The organism is Mycobacterium sp. MAA66, from assembly GCF_041261665.1.
Lineage (GTDB): Bacteria > Actinomycetota > Actinomycetes > Mycobacteriales > Mycobacteriaceae > Mycobacterium.
Genome location: NZ_JBGCCC010000002.1, coordinates 858,554 through 875,366 on the forward strand (window position 1 = coordinate 858,554; position 16,813 = coordinate 875,366).

The following is a 16,813-nucleotide window of genomic DNA, read 5'->3' on the forward strand; positions in this document are numbered from 1 at the left end:
ATCAGTGGTTCCCTCCCGTCGTCCCCGGTGCTGGTGTGTCGTGCTGCGTTGCGGTGCCCGCCGGAATCGCAAACGGGTCGGCCGCCTGCCCGGACAGGTTGGCCAACTCACCCATCAGCCAATCGGGCGGGTTGATCACCTCGTTCAACCGCTTCATGTTCGGGTCCAGCCCCAGCGAGGTGGTGAAGACGGTCTCACCGAGGCGACGCAGGGTCAGGTCGAAGGTGACGAACACGTTCAGGTAGTCGCCGCGCACCGCGTTGCGGAAGTACTTGTAGTCGAACGGGAACGTCGGAATGAACTCCAGGTCGTGGATGAAGTCGTCGGCATTGTCGTTGAGCGCCTTGATGGCCGGGAAGATGTCCTTCAGATCGGCGGCGAAATCTTCCTTGGTCGAGCTGAGCACCCGGGCGCCGACGGTCGCGAACTTCTGCAACGCGGTGAACGCATCGACGATGTTCTTGCGATTGTCGTTGAGCACCTTGAGCGCGCCCGGCAGGGTGTCCAGGGTGCGGCCGAGCGCGTCCTTGCTCTGCGCGAGGATTGCCGCGAAGCGGTTCAGGCCGCTCATCGCCGAAACGATGTCGTCGGTTTGCGCGTCGAGCGACTTGGTCAGCTCGGCCAGCCGCGGGATCAGGTCGGCGAACTGCCCGGCCCGGCCCGCCACTGCGGCATAGGCCTCATCGGTGATGTCTTGCAGCGCACCGAGATTGCCCTTGTTCACCACCATGCCCAGCGAGGACAGCACCTCTTCGGTCGTGGGGTACCGGCCGGTGTGGGACAGCGGGATCTCCGAGCCCTGCTTGAGCCAGCCGCCGGAGGACTGCCCGGCCGGGGGCGACAGCTCGACATGCTGTGAACCCAGCAGCGAGGTCTGCGCAACCTTGGCCGTCGCGTCCGCGGGCAGCTTCACGTCACCGTTGAGCGACAGTTTCACCGCGGCGTAAAACGTGCCATCGGGCCGCTGCACCGCCTCGAGGCCCGACACACTGCCGACCGTCACGTCGTTGACCATGACCGGTGAGTTCTGCGGCAGGGTTGCCACGTCCGGCAACTGCACCGTCACCGAGAACGACCCCGCGCCATGACCTTTGGTACCCGGCATGTCCAGGGAGTTCAGCCCACCGAACGAGCAGCTGCTCAGCAGGACCGCACCTGACCCGAGGGCCAGAGCCTTGACGATTCTCATCAGTTGCCACCTCCGACTTCTGCGGGCAACGCTGGGCCGGCCGGCACCTGCGGAGCAGGTGCTGGCGGCGGACCAGGCAACGGTCCGGCGCCGTCCAGCGGCGTGGCACCGGCACCCTGCGGCGGAGTGGCGGGCGAGATCTGCCCCTGTATCGCAGGCGGCGGCAACATCAGGTCGGACAGGCGTCCGTCTGGACCGATCTTCGGCGGGGTGACCCCAGGTGCAGCATTCCACTGCAGGTCTGGGACCGGAGTCTGCGCCTTCGCCTCGGTCTGCGGGGTGTCGTAGATGACCTGGCCCTTGTACGCGACAATGCTGTTGATCGGGTGGAACAGCACCGGCGGGTAGTTCATCGCGATGCGACGCAGCACCGGCGCCATGCGTTCGCGACAGATCTCCGAACGTTTGTAATTGTCCGGTGTGGCACCGACGTCGAAGTTACCGCCGCAAAGGAACTGCACCGGGTTGGAGAAGTTCGGCAGCGACAACAGACCGTCCAGGGAGCCCTGGGCCGGGTTGTAGATGTTGTAGAAGTTGGCCAGGCCATTCGGCGTCACGTGCAGGACCTGCTCGATGTTGTCACTCTGATCGTTGAGGATCTTGGTGAAGTCGGCCAGCTTGCCGACCTGCTCGATCAGCGCCGCATTGTTGTCCTTCAACAGGCCCTTGACGTCGCCGAGCGCCTTGTTCAGGGCACCCAGGGTCTGATCCAGACCGTCAGAGCTCGCGGCCAGCACCTGCGACACCGACGCGACATGGTCGGTGAACTGCACGATCTGCTCATTGCTGTTGGCCAGCGCGTTGACCAAGACCTGCAGATTCTTGACCGTGCCGAACAAGTCGCCACGCGAATCACCAAGGCGCCCAGTGGTTTGCGACAACTCACGCAGGGCGTTGCGGAACGAGTCACCGCTGCCGTCCAGTGTTTCGGCGGCCTGGTTGATGAACGAACCCAGCGGCCCCTGAACCTCATTGACCTGCGGGCCGAGCTGCGCGCTGAGCTGGGTCAGCTGCTTCTTGACGTCATCCCACTCGACCGGAACACCGGTACGGTTCAACGGGATCTCACCGCCGGCCCCCAGTTGTGCCCCACCGGAATAGGCCGGGGTGAACTGGACGAATCGCGCCGACACCAGGTTCGGCGAAATGATCAGTGCCCGTGCATCGGCCGGCACCTTGATGCCGTCCTGCAGCGTCATGGTCACCTTGACGTCGGTGGGCCGAGGCTCGATCTTGTCGATCTTGCCCACCGGGACACCGACGATGCGCACATCGTCACCGGGGTACAGGCCCACCGCATTGGTGAAGTAGGCGACGACCTGGTGACCACGACGTGACGGCCACATCAGGTAGCCCACTGCCACCAACGCTATGACCAGCCCCAGGGCGAGGGTGACGCGCACCGAGCGCGACTTCAGCGTGTCTTTGATCACGGCGACTTCGGCCTCACGATCAGTCGTTCGGAGATGTAGCCACGCAACATGTCGCCGAGGCTGGCGGGCAGTTTGCCGGGCTGGAAGAACGCATCCAGCGCCACCTCGGTGATCGTGGCCGGCGGCAGACCATACAGGTTGATGTTGAAGCCGGGACCGTTACCGACGACCTCGCCGAGCGCGGTGGCATAGCCGGGCAGCCTCTTGAGCGCCTCAGTGATGTGATCCTTGCGCTCCAGCAAGTTGCCCATCAGCAGGTTCAGCTGGGTCAAGGCCGGCCCGAACTCCCGCTTGTTGTCCGAAACGAACCCCGAAAGCTGTTCGGACACACCGCGAATACCCGAGATCAGGGTGCTCAGCGCCTGGCGCCGCTCGTCGAGCGCACCGAACAGCAGGTTGCCCTGGGTGACCAGATCATTGACCTGACCGGCGCGCTGCGCCAACGTGTCAGACACCTTCTTGGCGTGCCCCAGCAACTCCTCCAACGCCTGGTCACGCTTGTTGATGGCGCGTGACAGGCTGGCCACACCGTCGAGCGCGCCGCGCAACTGCGGGGTGGCGTCGTGCAGGGTGTCGGTCAGCACGCCGAGCGCCTGGTTCAGCTTCTCCTTGTCCAGGTTCGCCGAGGTCTCGCCGAGATCCTGCAGCGCGATGCTCAACGTGTAGGGAGTGGTGGTGCGGCCCAACGGGATAACGGTGGCCTCACCGCTGCCCTTCGGGGTCACTGCAAGGGACTTCTGCCCCAGCACGGTGTCGGTCTTGATCGCGACCAGCGACTGGTCGCCGACCCGGATCTTGCGATCGACGGTGAAATCCACCTTGGCCGAGGTGCCGGCCAATTCGACCTCGTTCACCTTGCCGACCTTCATGCCAGACACGCTGACGTCGCTGCCCGGCGAGATACCACCGGCGTCGCTGAAGAAGGCGGTGTAGTTCTTGCCCTGCGGCCAGAACGGCAGCGAGGTGTAGCCGAAGGAGATCAGCACGAGGCAGGCCACCGTGAACACACCGATGACACCGGTGCGTAACGGATCTTTTTCTGGCTTAGCCATTTACCGAGCACCTACCCTTCGACGGATCCGCTGGGCCACCGAACGGGATGATGACGTCACTGCCGGCCGGGCCGCTGATCTTGATCTTCACCGAGCAGTAGTAGATGTTGAAGAACGCGCCGTAGGCACCAAGGGCGTTGAGCCGCAAGTAGTTCTCCGCGAGGTTCTCGATGATCGGGTCCACCTCGCCGCGACGCTGATAGGAGCGCTGCGCGAACGGCCGGGCATTCTCCAGCACGCCCTGCAGCGGGCGGCGGCTCTTCTGCAGCATGTCCGTCAGGTCGGCCTCTGCCGAGGACAGCGGCCCCACCGCACCGGCAATCGGATCGCGTCCCTTGGCCAGCCCGTTGATCAGCTGCTGCAGCTGGTCGATGCTGGTGTTGAACTGAGCGCCCTTGGCATCGACGGTGCCGAGCACGGTGTTGAGGTTGGTGATCACGTCACCGATCAGCTGATCGTGCGAAGCCAGCGTCTGAGTGAATGAGCTTGTGCTGGAGAGCATTTCGGCCAGCGTGCCGCCCTGTCCCTGCAGCGCCTCGATGATCGCGTTGCTGATCTCGTTGACCTTCTTGCCGTCCAGCCCCTTGAGCACCGGACGCAATCCGCCCAGCAGCGCGTCCAGGTCCAATGCAGGTTGGGTATTGGACCTGGCGATCGTGGCGCCCGCCGGAAGCTTGCGCAAATCACCTGGGCCAGAAGCGATCTCCAGATACCGGTCGCCCACCAGATTCAGGTACCGCACCTGGGCACGGGTCGAGGTGTAGAGCTGGTAGCGCTTGTTGACATCGAATTTGACGTCAATGGTGTTGTCCGGGTTGAGCGAGACCTTGTCCACCGAACCCACGGGCACACCCGCGATCCGGACGTCCTGACCGGCCCGCAGCCGCGAGGCGTCGCTGAACGTGGCGTGGTAGGTCGTGCTGGCATCGAATCGGAACTGCCCGAACACCACCACCAGTCCGGCGGCGACCAACATCATCACCACGGTGAAAATGCTGACATTGATCATCGTGCGTCTGTGATTCATCAGTACCGGTCCTTCTCCGCGTAGGCACCGTTGAACAGGAACTGCAGGGTCGACGGTGCGTCGAACTGCAACTCGGTGTTCGGCTGGAACGGGACATAGGCGCTGTCGGTGACCAGGAACTGGCTGTGGAAGTACGACCCGCCGAACTGCTTGGACGGCACATCCGGAAGACCGCGGCAGTTCGGGCCGCCGGAGGCGTTCACCACCGGCAGGCTCTCTGGGTAGGTGTAGTTGGGCGCACCCGGGATGAAGTTCGACGACACGAACAAGCCGGGCTTGACGCCACCGAACGACGGACCGAAGCGGTCCGCTGCGTTCGACAGACCCTTGATCAGGCAGGGGAATTCCGGCGAGTAGTCACCGATGACCTTCAGCGGGGCGCGCAGCCGCTGGATCGCCGCAATGTAGTCGTCCGCAGCGGGAGCGAGCGTCGCGGTGCCGTTGTTGGCCAGGCCAGTTGCGGCCAACAGGGCGGCGTTCAGATCGCCCTTCTCGTCGACCAATGTTTTGCTGACAGTCGGCGCGTTTTCCAGGATCTTGGCGATGTCCGGTCCGGCGTCGCCGTAGATGTTGCCGACGGTGGCGGTGTCGCGGAACACCTTTTGCAGCGTGGGCAGTTCCGGGTTGAACTTGCCGAGATAGGTACTCAGACCGGAGATGGCGGCGCCGAAGTCGTCACCGTTGCCGCGCAGACCTTCACCGAGCGCAGTCACGGTCGCGTTCAGGTTCACCGGGTCGATCTTGTTCAGCAGGTCGGTCAGGGTCTGGAAGACAGTATTCATCTCGACCTGCACGTCCTTGGCCCGCACCTGTGCGCCCGGACGCAGCGAGCCGCCTGCGGCCTGGTCGGGCGGTAGGAACTCGACCGACTTGGCGCCGAACACCGTGGTGCCACCGATCCGGACCCGCGCGTTCGCGGGAATGAAGTGCATCTGGTCGCTCAGGATCAACAGCGACAACTTGGCCTGATCGCCGGCGTAGGCGATGTCGGTGACCTTGCCGATCTGCACACCGCGGTACTTGACCTTGGCAGACTTGTCCATCACCAGGCCGGCCCGCGGCGCGAACACCGTCACGGAGTCCGTCGGGGTGAAGGCGGCCGTGTACGCCAGGTAGGTGAAGACCACTGCCGCGACCAGGATGCTGGCCAACACCGCAGCGGCCACCCGCAAGTGCGTCCTGTGTCGTCTAGCGCTTGTCGCCATCGTCGTACACCCCCTATCCGGAAAGGTTGAAGTTGCCGGACGCGCCGTACACGGCCAGGGAGATGAGCAGCACGATGGTGACGACGACGATCAGCGAGGTCCGCACGGCCTGACCGACTGCGATACCAACACCGACGGGTCCGCCATGGGCGTTGTAGCCGTAATAGGTGTGCACCAGCATGACCGCAATCGACATCACGATCGCCTGCAGGAACGACCACAGCAGATCGGTGGGCACCATGAAGGTGCTGAAGTAGTGGTCATACAGACCCGATGACTGTCCATTGATGAACACCGTGGTGGCCCGGGCCGCGAAGAACGACGCGAGCACCGACAGCGCATACAGCGGAATGATCGCGATCAGGCCGGCGATGATTCGGGTGGACACCAGGTACGACACCGAGTGCACGGCCATCGATTCGACAGCATCGATCTCCTCGGCCACGCGCATGGCGCCCAATTGCGCGGTACACCCGGCGCCGATGGTGGCGGCCAGTGCGATACCGGCGATCACCGGCGCGACAATGCGCACATTCAGGAACGCCGACAGGAAACCGGTCAGAGCCTCGATACCGATATTGCCCAGCGACGAGTAACCCTGAACCGCGATCACGCCACCGGAGGCCAGGGTCATGAACGCCGCGACGCCGACGGTGCCGCCGATCATCACCAGGGCGCCAGTACCCATGGTCATCTCGGCGATCAGCCGGATGGTCTCCCTGCGGTAGCGCGTCAGCGCGTTGGGGATGTACCGGATCGACTCGCCGTAGAACAGCGCTTGCTCGCCGATACCGTCGACCAGTGCGGGAATCTTGCGGAAGATGCGTTTGAACCTCAATGTCGCGTCGTAACTCACGGCGCCGTCACCTCGCCAATACTCGGACGCCGACGGCGGTCATGATCACGTTGATGACGAACAGACAGATGAAGGAGTAGACGACGGTCTCGTTCACCGCGACACCGACGCCCTTGGAACCGCCCTTGACCGTAAGGCCGCGGTAACAGCCGACGAGCCCGGCCATCAAACCGAACAGCAGGGCCTTGACCATGGCGAGCATCAACTCCCCAAGGCCGGTCAGCACCGTCAGGCCGTTGATGAACGCACCCGGGTTCACGCCCTGCAGGAAGACCGAGAAGACGTAACCGCCGGTCAGGCCGATGGCACAGACCAGGCCGTTGAGCAGCAGTGCGACGAAGGTGGAGGCCAGCACGCGAGGTACGACCAGCCGCTGGATCGGGTCGATGCCCAACACCTTCATCGCGTCGATCTCTTCGCGGATGGTGCGCGCGCCCAGGTCGGCGCAGATGGCGGTGGCGCCGGCGCCGGCGACCACCAGCACCGTGACGACCGGGCCCAGCTGCGTGATGGTGCCGAACGCGGTGCCGGCGCCGGAGAGGTCAGCGGCACCGATCTCTGCGAGCAGGATGTTGAGCGTGAAGGCCACCAGCACGGTGAACGGAATGGCGACCAGGAGGGTGGGGACCAGTGAGACGCGGGCGATCATCCAGGTCTGTTCGAGAAACTCCCGGAGCTGAAAGGGCCGCTGCCACATCTTGGCGAATGTGTCGATGGCCATTTCGAAGAACCCGCCCACGGCCCGAGCCGGAACCGCAAGCTGTTCAATCAACCTTTAGCTCCATTCTCAGTGCGAAGTGGGCAGTCCCGGCGAAGTGTTGGTACTGCACTCCGCGCGACGTCTGTCCACTCTGTAGTTAAGCACGGCTCTTAGTGAGCCGGATCATACTAACTAGGACGTGTTCACAGTGACAGACAAACCAACAAATAGGTAAATAAGCACATAAAACACCAGATGAGCGCCTATTTAGACCGGAAAAACCGGAACACGTTCCAGCTTGGTCAGCGGCCTGTCACCAGACCGTGATCCGAGACGGTTAGTCTCGTGACTCCATGAGGGCAGTCGCCGAGAAACACCGGTTCGGATCACGGTCAGCAAAGTATCCACGCAAGGTCGACGCCAAATCGTCCATTTCCCACTCAGTGGACGAAGCAGTGAACTGGCTCTCAGCTGTCGGGGCCGCCACCAGAGTGACGGTCGGGCCGTACACGATGAACAACTGACCGTTGACCTTGTCCGAGGCCGGCGACGACAGGAACCGCACCAGCTTCACGACATGCTCCGGCGACAGCGGATCGACCTCACCCGCGGCGGGCGCCGCACCGAATACGTCGGCGGTCATCGCGGTACGCGCCCGCGGGGCGATCGCGTTGGACCGCACACCGTAGCGCTCCAGGCCGCGGGCGGCAGTCAGGGTCAGCGCCGTGATGCCGGCTTTCGCGGCACCGTAGTTGGCCTGCCCGACCGGTCCGGCCAAGCCGGCCTCCGACGACGTGTTGACGATGCGGCCGTAAACGGTGCCGTCAGCCGAGTCCTTGGCCTTGGCCCGCCAATACGTCGCAGCGTTGCGGGTCAGCAGGAAGTGACCCCGCAGGTGCACCGCGATGACCGCGTCCCAGTCCTCGTCGGTCATGTTGAACAACATCTTGTCGCGAGTGATACCGGCGTTGTTGACCACGATGGACAAGCCACCGAGCTTGTCCGCGGTGTCGACCAGTTCGTCGGCGGTGCTGCGTGCGCTGATGTCACCGGCGACCGCGATCCCCTTGGAGCCGGCCGCCTCGATCTCGGCGAGCACGTCCGACTTATCCAGGGCACCCGCCATGTCGTTCACCACGATGGTGGCGCCCGCCTTGGCCAGGCCGATAGCCTCTGCACGGCCCAGACCGGCAGCAGCGCCGGTCACCACTGCGACCTTGCCGGACAGGTCGGTCGAGTCCAATTCGCTCGTCACTTTATGAATACCTCTAGTCTTTGCGGAGAAGGGCGGCGCGGGGGCATTCCGCGATGGACTGTTCGGCCAGTGCTTCCTGGTCGGCGGGCACCGGATCAGCCTTGACGACCGCGTAATCGTCATCGTCCAGATCAAACAGGTCCGGAGCAATTCCCACGCAGACCGCGTTTCCTTCGCAGCGGTCGTGATCGACTTCTACCCGCATGACGTCCCTCCTGAGAGCCCGGATTCCGACGGCGACGCCAACAATACGACCCCGCCCTGGCGATGCCAGTGTGGCATGCTCTGGACCCCAAGACTAGAACGTGTTACAACCAGGAGTAGTCGCGGGTCGCTTCGCACGGCCCCAACAACCCAATCCGACTGGTAAGGATGATTCGATGCGGATCGGCTATACGCCCGAGCAGGAGGAGTTGCGGCGCGAACTGCGTTCGTACTTCACCAAACTCATGACCCCCGAGCGCGCCGAAGCGCTGGCGTCCAACGACGGTGAGATGGGACGCGGCAATGTCTACCGCGAGACCGTCGCACAGATGGGCAAAGACGGCTGGCTGACACTGTCCTGGCCCACGGAGTATGGCGGCCAGGCCCGCCCGCCGATGGACGGCCTGATCTTCAACGACGAAGCCTCCATCGCCAACGTGCCGGTCCCATTCCTGACCATCAACAGCATCGCGCCGACAATCATGCACTTCGGCACCGAGGAACAGAAGAAGTTCTTCCTGCCCAAGATCGCCTCCGGTGATCTGCACTTCGCCATCGGCTACTCCGAACCCGGCGCCGGCACCGACCTGGCTTCGCTGCGCACCACCGCGGTGCGCGACGGCGACGACTACGTGATCAACGGCCAGAAGATGTGGACCAGCCTGATCGCCTACGCGGACTACGTGTGGCTGGCCGCGCGCACCAACCCGGAGGCCAAGAAGCACCGCGGTATCTCGATGCTGATCGTGCCGACCACCGCCGAGGGCTTCTCGTGGACTCCGGTGCACACCGTGTCCGGTGTCGACACCAGCGCCACTTACTACCAGGACCTTCGGGTGCCCACCTCGAGTTTGGTCGGTGAGGAGCACGGCGGCTGGAAGCTGGTCACCAACCAGCTCAACCATGAGCGCGTCGCGCTGGTGTCCGCACAGCCGATCTTCACAGCGCTGGACGGGGTCCGCGAATGGGCCCAGAACACCAAGGATCACCACGGCAAGAGGCTGATCGACTCGGAATGGGTGCAGCTGAACCTGGCCCGGGTGCACGCCAAAGCCGAGGTGCTCAAGCTGATCAACTGGGAGCTGGCCTCCACCGAGGCCGCCCCCTCCCCCGCCGACGCGTCGGCGGCCAAGGTGTACGGCACCGAGCTGGCCACAGAGGCCTACCGCCTGCTGATGGAGGTGCTGGGCACCTCGGCGACGCTGCGCACCGACACCCCGGGCGCGCTGTTGCGCGGCCGGGTCGAGCGGATGCACCGGTCCTGCCTCATCCTGACCTTCGGCGGCGGCACCAACGAGATTCAGCGCGACATCATCGGCATGGTCGCGCTCGGCCTGCCCCGAGTGAATCGCTAAGGGAGATTTGGGAAATGGATTTCAAGACAACCGAAGCCTCTGACGACCTCGGCGGCCTGGTCCGCTCGATCACCGAGTCGGTGCTCCCCCCGGAGCGGCAGAAGGAACTGGACAAACAGGACGAGCGGTTCGATCGCGAACTCTGGGCCAAATTGATCGACTCGGACATCCTGTCCACCACCGCACCGGAATCGGTGGGCGGCGGCGGATTCGGTGCGCTGGAGCAGGTTTCGGTGCTGACCGCACTGGGCCGCCAACTCTCGGCGGTGCCCTACCTGGAGTCGACCATCCTCGGCGCCGGCGCCATCGCCGAATTCGGCTCCGCTGAGCTGCAAGCCGAGTGGGCCACCCCGGCAGTCGCCGGCAGCAAGATCATCGTGCCCGCGCTGGACGGCGAGATGGGCCAAGGCCCGGTACAGGCGACGGCCACCGGTGACGGCTACACCTTGACCGGCTCGCGGGCGCAGGTGGCCTATGGACCGGTCGCCGACGCCTACCTGGTGCCGGCCGAAACCGCCTCCGGGGTAAAGGTTTTCCTGGTCGCCGCAGGTGACACCGGGGCCACCATGACCTCGCTGAACACCACCGGCCACGGCAGCGTCGGCCACCTCGATCTGCAGGGGGTGGCCGTCTCGGGCGACCGCGTCATCGGCGACGCTGAAGTTGTGGATTGGCTGACCCTGCACAGCGCCTTGGGCCGCAGCGCATTTCAGCTCGGCGTCCTCGAGCGGGCCCTGGAGCTCACCTCGCTGTACGCCCGGGAGCGCGAGCAATTCGACCGCCCGATCGGCAGTTTCCAGGCGGTGTCCGCACGGCTGGCGGACGGCTACATCGACATCAAGGCACTGCGCCTGACCCTGACCCAGGCTTCCTGGCGGGTGGCCGAGGGACTGCCCGCCGAGGTCGAGGTGAACACCGCCGCGTTCTGGGCCGCCGAGGCAGGTCACCGCGTCGCGCACACCGCGGTGCACGTGCACGGCGGTGTGGGCATCGACATGGACCACCCGGTGCACCGGTACTTCCTGGCCGCCAAGCAGACCGAGTTCGCGGTCGGCAGTGCGACCGGGCAGCTGCTGCGCATCGGCCGCGAGCTGGCCGATACGCCGGCATGATTCACGTCTTCGACGTGGCTGTTTAGTCGATGCCTACCGGACCGACCGTAAGCGATCTGCTGCGTCCGCTGGTCGGCGTCACAGACCGCGGGTTGTACGACTGTTCCGCGGGCGACGCTCCAGTCGGCCCGGCTGATCTGATCAGCTGGGCCGACCACATCGCGGCGGGCGCCGCGCTGGCGGCAGCCCTGAAGACCCGTCTCGATCCGGGCAAGCCGCCGCATATCGGTGTGCTGCTGGGCAACACGAGGTTCTTCTCGTCGGTACTGGTGGCCTCGGCGCTGGCCGGCCTGGTACCGGTCGGGCTGAATCCGACCCGCCGCGGGGCGGCCCTGGTCGGCGATATCCAGCGGGCTGACTGCCAACTGGTGCTGGCCGACAATCCAGACCTGGTGCCCGCCGGACTGGAAGCCGCGGGCATCGACGTCATCGATGTCGAATCCGATTCCTGGGCAACAGAGTTCGCATCCTTTGCCGGCACACCGGTCCAATTCGCCGACGTCGACCCCGATGACCTGTTCATGCTGATCTTCACCTCGGGCACCAGCGGTGAACCCAAGGCGGTTCGGGTCACTCACGACAAGGTGGCGGTCCCTGGACGCATGCTGGCCGACCGTTTCGGTCTGGGCCGCGACGACACCTTCTACCTGTCCATGCCGCTGTTCCACTCGAACGCGGTGATGGCCGGATGGGCTGTCGCCCTCGCAGCGCAGGGGTCAATTGCCTTGCGCCGCAAGTTTTCCGCCTCGGGCTTCATCGGGGACGTGCGACGCTACGGCGCCACCTACGCCAATTACGTCGGCAAGCCATTGTCCTACATCCTGGCCACCCCGCCACACGATGACGATGCCGACAATCCGCTCAAGTTCCTCTACGGCAACGAGGGCGCGCCTCGCGACCTGCCGGTATTCGCGCAGCGGTTCGGGGTCGTCGTCGTGGACGGCTTCGGTTCGACCGAGGGTGGCGTCGCGATCGCCCGCACCCTGGAGACCCCACTGGGCGCACTGGGCCCGCTCGGCGACGAGGTATCGATCGTCGACGTGGAGACCGGCGAACCCTGCCTGCCAGGGGTGGTCGGGGAACTGGTGAACCCGACCGGGCGTGGTTGGTTCCGCGGCTACTACAACAACGCCGACGCCGAGGCCGAGCGGATGGTAGGCGGCGTTTACCACACCGGCGACCTGGCCTACCAGGACGCCGACGGGTTCGCGTACTTCGCTGGGCGCCTGGGTGACTGGATGCGGGTCGACGGCGAGAACCTGGGTACCGCGCCGATCGAGCGGGTGCTACTGCGGTATCCCGACGTGGTCGAGGCCGCGGTGTATCCGATCCCGGACCCGGCGGTCGGCGATCAGGTGATGGCCGCGCTGCTGCTGGCCGACGGGGCGTCGTTCTCCGTCGACGACTTCACCGCGTTCCTCGGCGCGCAGGAAGATCTGGGCCCCAAGCAGCGGCCGCGGTTCGTTCGGGTCGCCGCCACCCTGCCCCGCACCGAGACCTTCAAGGTGATCAAGCGGCAGTTGTCGGGCGAAGGGACCAACTGCGCGGACCCGGTGTACGCGATCGCCCGCTGACCCGGCTCAGTCGGGGACGGCCTCCACCAGCGACATCGGCCCCGCGGTCGGAACCACCCGAGTCTGGCGAAAACCGGCCCGCGACAACAACTCCGCGTACTCGGAAGCCGTGCGCTCCCGCCCGCCGGCGACCACCAGCATCTCCAGGTCCAGGAGCAGGCCAGGGTGGTGCGGGGTGCCCTCGGGCAGCACCAGCTCGATCAGGGCCAACGTGCCGCCCGGGGCGATCGCAGACCGCACATTACGCAGGATCGCCACCGCGCTGTCCTCGTCCCAGTCGTGGATGATCGTCTTCAGCAGATAGGCGTCGCCGCCCTCGGGTACCGACTCGAAGAACGAGCCACCGGTGACGGTCGTGCGTTCCGACACCCCCGCCGCCTCCAGTAGGGGCGCGGCGCCGGCGACCACCGACGGCAGGTCGAACAGCACACCCCTGGACTCGGGCGCCTGCTGCAGCACCGCGGACAACAGCGCGCCGTGCCCGCCACCCACGTCGACGACGGTGCCGAAGCGGCGGAAATCGTAAGCGGGCATGAGGGTTTCGATTGCCATGCCGGAGACCGCGGTCATCGCATCGTTGAATGTCGCGGCCAGGTCCGGGTCGGTCTCCAGGTATTCGAAGATCGGCATGCCGCGCAGCATTTCCGCCGAGGTCTTGCCGGTCTGCACCGCATACAGCAATTGACCCCAGTGTTCCCAGTGCTTGGGGTGGCCGACGAATTTGAGCATCGGTGCCAGGGTGCCCGGCGTATCGGATCGCAGCGTCTGCCCCAGCCGGGTCAAGGCGAACCGGCCATCGTTGTCCTGCTTGAGCAGCGCGTTGCCGGCAAGCGCCCGCAGCAGCCGGAACGTCGCACCGGGATCTGAACCCAACCGGCCGGCGATGTCGTCAGCGGTAGCCGGGCCGGTGGCCAGCACGTCGAAGACTCCGAGCTTGGCGGCCGCGTACATCGCCTGGGTGAGCCAGCCGCCCTGGATCAGCTCGAATATCGCCACATTGGCCGGCACCACGGACCTGCGCAACGCGCCCAATCCGTCACGGACGCGGCCGATGCCGTCGATCAGCCAGGCGGGCGGAGGTTTCGGTGCGTCTGCCACAGCGCTCACAGTAACCCCACAGTCGACGCCCCCGCTAGAGTCCGTTCATGGCGATCGATCCGTCGCACATCCTGCTCACCGACCGGGTGGCCGTGGTGACCGGTGGCGGCACCGGGATCGGCCGTGGCATCGCCGAGGGTCTGGTGGCATTCGGGGCCAAGGTGGCGATCTGGGAGCGCAACCCCGACACCTGCGCCGATACTGCGAAACGCATTGGTGCGCTGGGTATCACCGTCGATGTGCGAGAGTCTGCTGCGGTGGATCAGGCGTTGGCCCGCACAGTGGCCGAACTCGGCCCACCCTCGATACTGGTCAACAACGCCGGGGGCACCTTCTCGTCGCCGCTGCTGGATACCACCGAAAACGGCTGGGATACCTTGTACCGCACCAATCTCAAGCAGGTATTGCTGTGTACCCAGCGGGTGGCGCGGGTCATGGTCGAACACGGCCTACCGGGCAGCATCATCACCATCACTTCGATCGAAGGCACCCGTGCTGCACCGGGTTACGCCGCGTACGCCGCCGCCAAAGCCGGCGTGATCAACTACACCAAGACCGCCGCGCTGGAACTGGCACCGCACCGCATCCGGGTCAATGCACTGGCACCGGACTTCACCCTCACCGAAGGCCTGGCACAGCTGGCCGGCGCCGGCGGCATGCTTGCGACGAAGGATGACATGATCCCGCTGGCCCGTGCCGGGCACGTCGACGAAATGGCCTCCAGCGCAGTGTTTCTGGCATCGGATATGGCCTCGTACATCACAGGCCAAACCATTCACGTCGATGGCGGGACCGCGGCGGCCGGCGGCTGGTACCACCGGCCGGGCTCCGGCGAGTACGTGCTCGGGCCGTCCTGAGCGACTCGCGCCGGCGGTCACAGGTTCGCCCGCTAGCCTCGCGCCCATGAGAACGTCTGCATTCGCCGGTATCGCCGCCTCTGCGACCGCCCTGGCCCTGGCCTTGTCCGGCTGCGGCTCCGACACCCAGAAGACCGACACCGCCACGACTTCCTCATCCGCCGTATCGACGGCGCCCACCAGCGGAAAGGTCGCCAAGCCGGTCCAGAACGACGGCCCCAACCCGACGATCGCCGACTACATCCGGGACCACAAGCTCACTGAGAGCCAGGTGCACCGCGGCGACGCTGGCACGCCCAAGGTCGACCTGCCGACCCCGGACGGCTGGAAGGCCGCCGGCGACGACAACCCGATGTGGGCGTATGACTCGATCATCTACAGCGGGCCGGCGGACGGGAAAGACACCGACTACACGCCCAGCATCGTCGCCCTGCTGTCCAAGCTGAACGGCACCGTCGACCCGAAGGCACTGCTGGCCGCGGCGCCCGGTGAATTGCAGAACCTCCCGGGCTTCAAGGCCTCTGGGCTGGGGACGGCCACCACCCTTGGCACCTACCCCGCCTATCAGCTGGCCGGCACCTGGACCGCCGACGGCAAGACCAAGTTCGTGGCACAGAAGACCGTGGTCATCCCCGCCGAGGACGCAACCTATGTGCTGCAACTCAATTCAGATGGGACGGCCGATCAGACGGCCCTGGTCGAAGCCGCCACTGTGCTGGTCGGCCAACAGACGAAGGTCACGCCCTGAGGTGGCTCCGCCTCATCACGACTCGCGAATGGCGTCCAGCCGCTTGGTGGCGGCCTCGAACCCGGCCACCAGCTCGGCGATGATGTCCGCCACCGGACGGATCTCGTTCATCCGGCCGACTATCTGACCTACCGGCATGGCAACAGCGGTCGGATCGACGGACTCGTTCATCCGCTGATGGGCCTCGCTGACCAGAATGTTCTGCAGTGGCATCGGCAATGGGTCGGGCGCGCCCTCGGCGTCCCAGGCGTCGGTCCAGCGGCTCTTGAGCAGCCGAGCCGGCTTGCCGGTGTAGATCTTGCGGCGGACGGTGTCGGCCGAGGTCGCATTCAGCATCGCTTGCTGCACAACGGAAACGCCCGACTCCAGCCGCACGCCCAGGTCGTACTCGGCCGACGTCAGGAACGCCGAGCCCATCCAGACGCCCTGCGCGCCCAGCGCCAGCGCGGCGGCCAGCTGTCGGCCGGTGCCGATGCCGCCCGCGGCGAGGACCGGGGCCGAACCACCAAGGGCATCAACGATTTCCGGCCACAACACCATGGAGCCGATCTCACCGGTGTGCCCGCCGGCCTCGTGCCCCTGAGCGACCACGATGTCGACGCCGTTCTCGACGTGCCGCGCCGCATGCTTGGCGGAGCCGGCCAGGGCCGCGACCGGGACACCGGCGGCGTGCGCCTGATCGATGACGTCCTTCGGCGGCGAGCCGAGTGCGTTGGCGATCAACTTGATGGGGTGCTTGAGCGCGACATCGACGTGAGAGCGGGCTACCGAGTGCAACCAGCCCAGCACGCCCTCGTTTTTCTCCTCGTCTTCCGGCAACGGCGGAACGCCAAGGTCGGCAAGGGTTTTGGCGACGAAGTCCTTGTGCGTCTGCGGGATCAGCTTATTGATGTCGACCGATGTGCCCTCTGTGGGGACCTTGGCGGGCATCACGATGTCGACGCCGTACGGCTTACCGTCGGTGTTGGCGTCCATCCACTGCAGGACGTGCTCCAGGTCGTCGGCGTCGTTGAACCGGACGCAACCCAGCACGCCCATACCGCCGGCACGGCTCACCGCGGCGGCCACCTTCTCCGACGGCGTGAACACGAAGATCGGGTATTCGATCCCGAACCGCTCGCAGAGCTCTGTTTTCACGTCATGCCCCT

The 16,813-nt window shown here is 65.5% G+C and carries 16 protein-coding genes; 5 read left to right on the plus strand and 11 right to left on the minus strand.

The features are described from left to right. Position 1 precedes the first annotated feature (1 nt). The 9 genes from ABIA30_RS10695 to ABIA30_RS10735 all read right to left on the minus strand — a co-directional run bounded on the left by ABIA30_RS10695 (position 2) and on the right by ABIA30_RS10735 (position 8,922). A complete protein-coding gene (locus ABIA30_RS10695) occupies positions 2–1,189 on the minus strand; it encodes an MCE family protein (protein ID WP_370064887.1) in 1,188 nt (395 codons plus the stop codon). Beyond that, a complete protein-coding gene (locus ABIA30_RS10700) occupies positions 1,189–2,622 on the minus strand; it encodes a virulence factor Mce family protein (protein ID WP_370064889.1) in 1,434 nt (477 codons plus the stop codon). The genes ABIA30_RS10695 and ABIA30_RS10700 overlap by 1 nt, the downstream gene beginning before the upstream one ends. Further along, positions 2,619–3,674, minus strand: coding sequence for an MCE family protein (locus tag ABIA30_RS10705; protein WP_370064891.1), 1,056 nt, complete (start codon positions 3,672–3,674; stop codon positions 2,619–2,621). Before ABIA30_RS10705 ends, ABIA30_RS10700 begins: the two co-directional genes overlap by 4 nt. Continuing rightward, on the minus strand, positions 3,667–4,701 hold the full coding sequence (locus ABIA30_RS10710) for an MCE family protein (protein ID WP_370064893.1): 1,035 nt from the start codon (positions 4,699–4,701) through the stop codon (positions 3,667–3,669). The genes ABIA30_RS10705 and ABIA30_RS10710 overlap by 8 nt, the downstream gene beginning before the upstream one ends. Continuing rightward, complete coding sequence (locus ABIA30_RS10715) at positions 4,701–5,906, minus strand: MCE family protein (protein ID WP_370064895.1); 1,206 nt, start codon at positions 5,904–5,906, stop codon at positions 4,701–4,703. The genes ABIA30_RS10710 and ABIA30_RS10715 overlap by 1 nt, the downstream gene beginning before the upstream one ends. 13 nt (positions 5,907–5,919) lie before the next feature. Further along, complete coding sequence (locus ABIA30_RS10720; protein WP_370064897.1) at positions 5,920–6,762, minus strand: MlaE family ABC transporter permease; 843 nt, start codon at positions 6,760–6,762, stop codon at positions 5,920–5,922. Between the two features lie 7 nt (positions 6,763–6,769). After that, positions 6,770–7,534 (minus strand): MlaE family ABC transporter permease, encoded by a 765-nt coding sequence (locus tag ABIA30_RS10725; RefSeq protein WP_370064899.1) that lies wholly within the window; start codon positions 7,532–7,534, stop codon positions 6,770–6,772. Between the two features lie 265 nt (positions 7,535–7,799). Further along, positions 7,800–8,717 (minus strand): 3-oxoacyl-ACP reductase, encoded by a 918-nt coding sequence (locus ABIA30_RS10730; protein ID WP_370064901.1) that lies wholly within the window; start codon positions 8,715–8,717, stop codon positions 7,800–7,802. A gap of 13 nt (positions 8,718–8,730) precedes the next feature. Continuing rightward, positions 8,731–8,922 carry a ferredoxin gene (locus tag ABIA30_RS10735; RefSeq protein ID WP_370064903.1) on the minus strand — a complete coding sequence of 64 codons (192 nt, stop codon included), beginning with the start codon at positions 8,920–8,922 and terminating at the stop codon, positions 8,731–8,733. A 175-nt stretch (positions 8,923–9,097) separates the two neighbouring features. Between ABIA30_RS10735 and ABIA30_RS10740 the strand changes: the two genes are divergently transcribed. Genes ABIA30_RS10740 through fadD17 form a run of 3 tightly spaced genes read left to right on the plus strand, consistent with a single transcriptional unit; the run spans position 9,098 to position 12,962 of the window. Continuing rightward, the gene (locus ABIA30_RS10740; RefSeq protein WP_370064905.1) at positions 9,098–10,276 is read left to right on the plus strand and encodes an acyl-CoA dehydrogenase family protein; all 1,179 of its coding nucleotides are present in this window, start codon (positions 9,098–9,100) and stop codon (positions 10,274–10,276) included. Positions 10,277–10,290: 14 nt separating this feature from the next. Next, positions 10,291–11,388 (plus strand): acyl-CoA dehydrogenase family protein, encoded by a 1,098-nt coding sequence (locus ABIA30_RS10745; protein WP_370064907.1) that lies wholly within the window; start codon positions 10,291–10,293, stop codon positions 11,386–11,388. 29 nt (positions 11,389–11,417) lie between these two features. Beyond that, complete coding sequence (fadD17, locus tag ABIA30_RS10750) at positions 11,418–12,962, plus strand: long-chain-fatty-acid--CoA ligase FadD17 (protein ID WP_370064909.1); 1,545 nt, start codon at positions 11,418–11,420, stop codon at positions 12,960–12,962. A 6-nt stretch (positions 12,963–12,968) separates the two neighbouring features. Here the strand turns inward: fadD17 and ABIA30_RS10755 are convergent, their stop codons facing one another. Then, positions 12,969–14,060: a methyltransferase gene (locus ABIA30_RS10755; protein WP_370064911.1), complete on the minus strand. Its 1,092-nt coding sequence runs from the start codon at positions 14,058–14,060 to the stop codon at positions 12,969–12,971. A gap of 47 nt (positions 14,061–14,107) precedes the next feature. Here ABIA30_RS10755 and ABIA30_RS10760 point away from each other — a divergent pair, with 47 nt between their 5' ends. Both ABIA30_RS10760 and ABIA30_RS10765 read left to right on the plus strand, forming a co-directional pair. Beyond that, entirely contained in the window at positions 14,108–14,917 is an 810-nt protein-coding gene (locus tag ABIA30_RS10760) for an SDR family NAD(P)-dependent oxidoreductase (protein WP_370064913.1), read from the plus strand. A 46-nt stretch (positions 14,918–14,963) separates the two neighbouring features. Next, positions 14,964–15,665 carry an LpqN/LpqT family lipoprotein gene (locus tag ABIA30_RS10765; RefSeq protein ID WP_370064915.1) on the plus strand — a complete coding sequence of 234 codons (702 nt, stop codon included), beginning with the start codon at positions 14,964–14,966 and terminating at the stop codon, positions 15,663–15,665. A gap of 15 nt (positions 15,666–15,680) precedes the next feature. On the opposite strand, the gene ABIA30_RS10770 is transcribed toward ABIA30_RS10765, so the two are convergent. Then, complete coding sequence (locus tag ABIA30_RS10770; protein WP_370064917.1) at positions 15,681–16,802, minus strand: NAD(P)H-dependent flavin oxidoreductase; 1,122 nt, start codon at positions 16,800–16,802, stop codon at positions 15,681–15,683. Between the last annotated feature and the right edge of the window lie 11 nt (positions 16,803–16,813).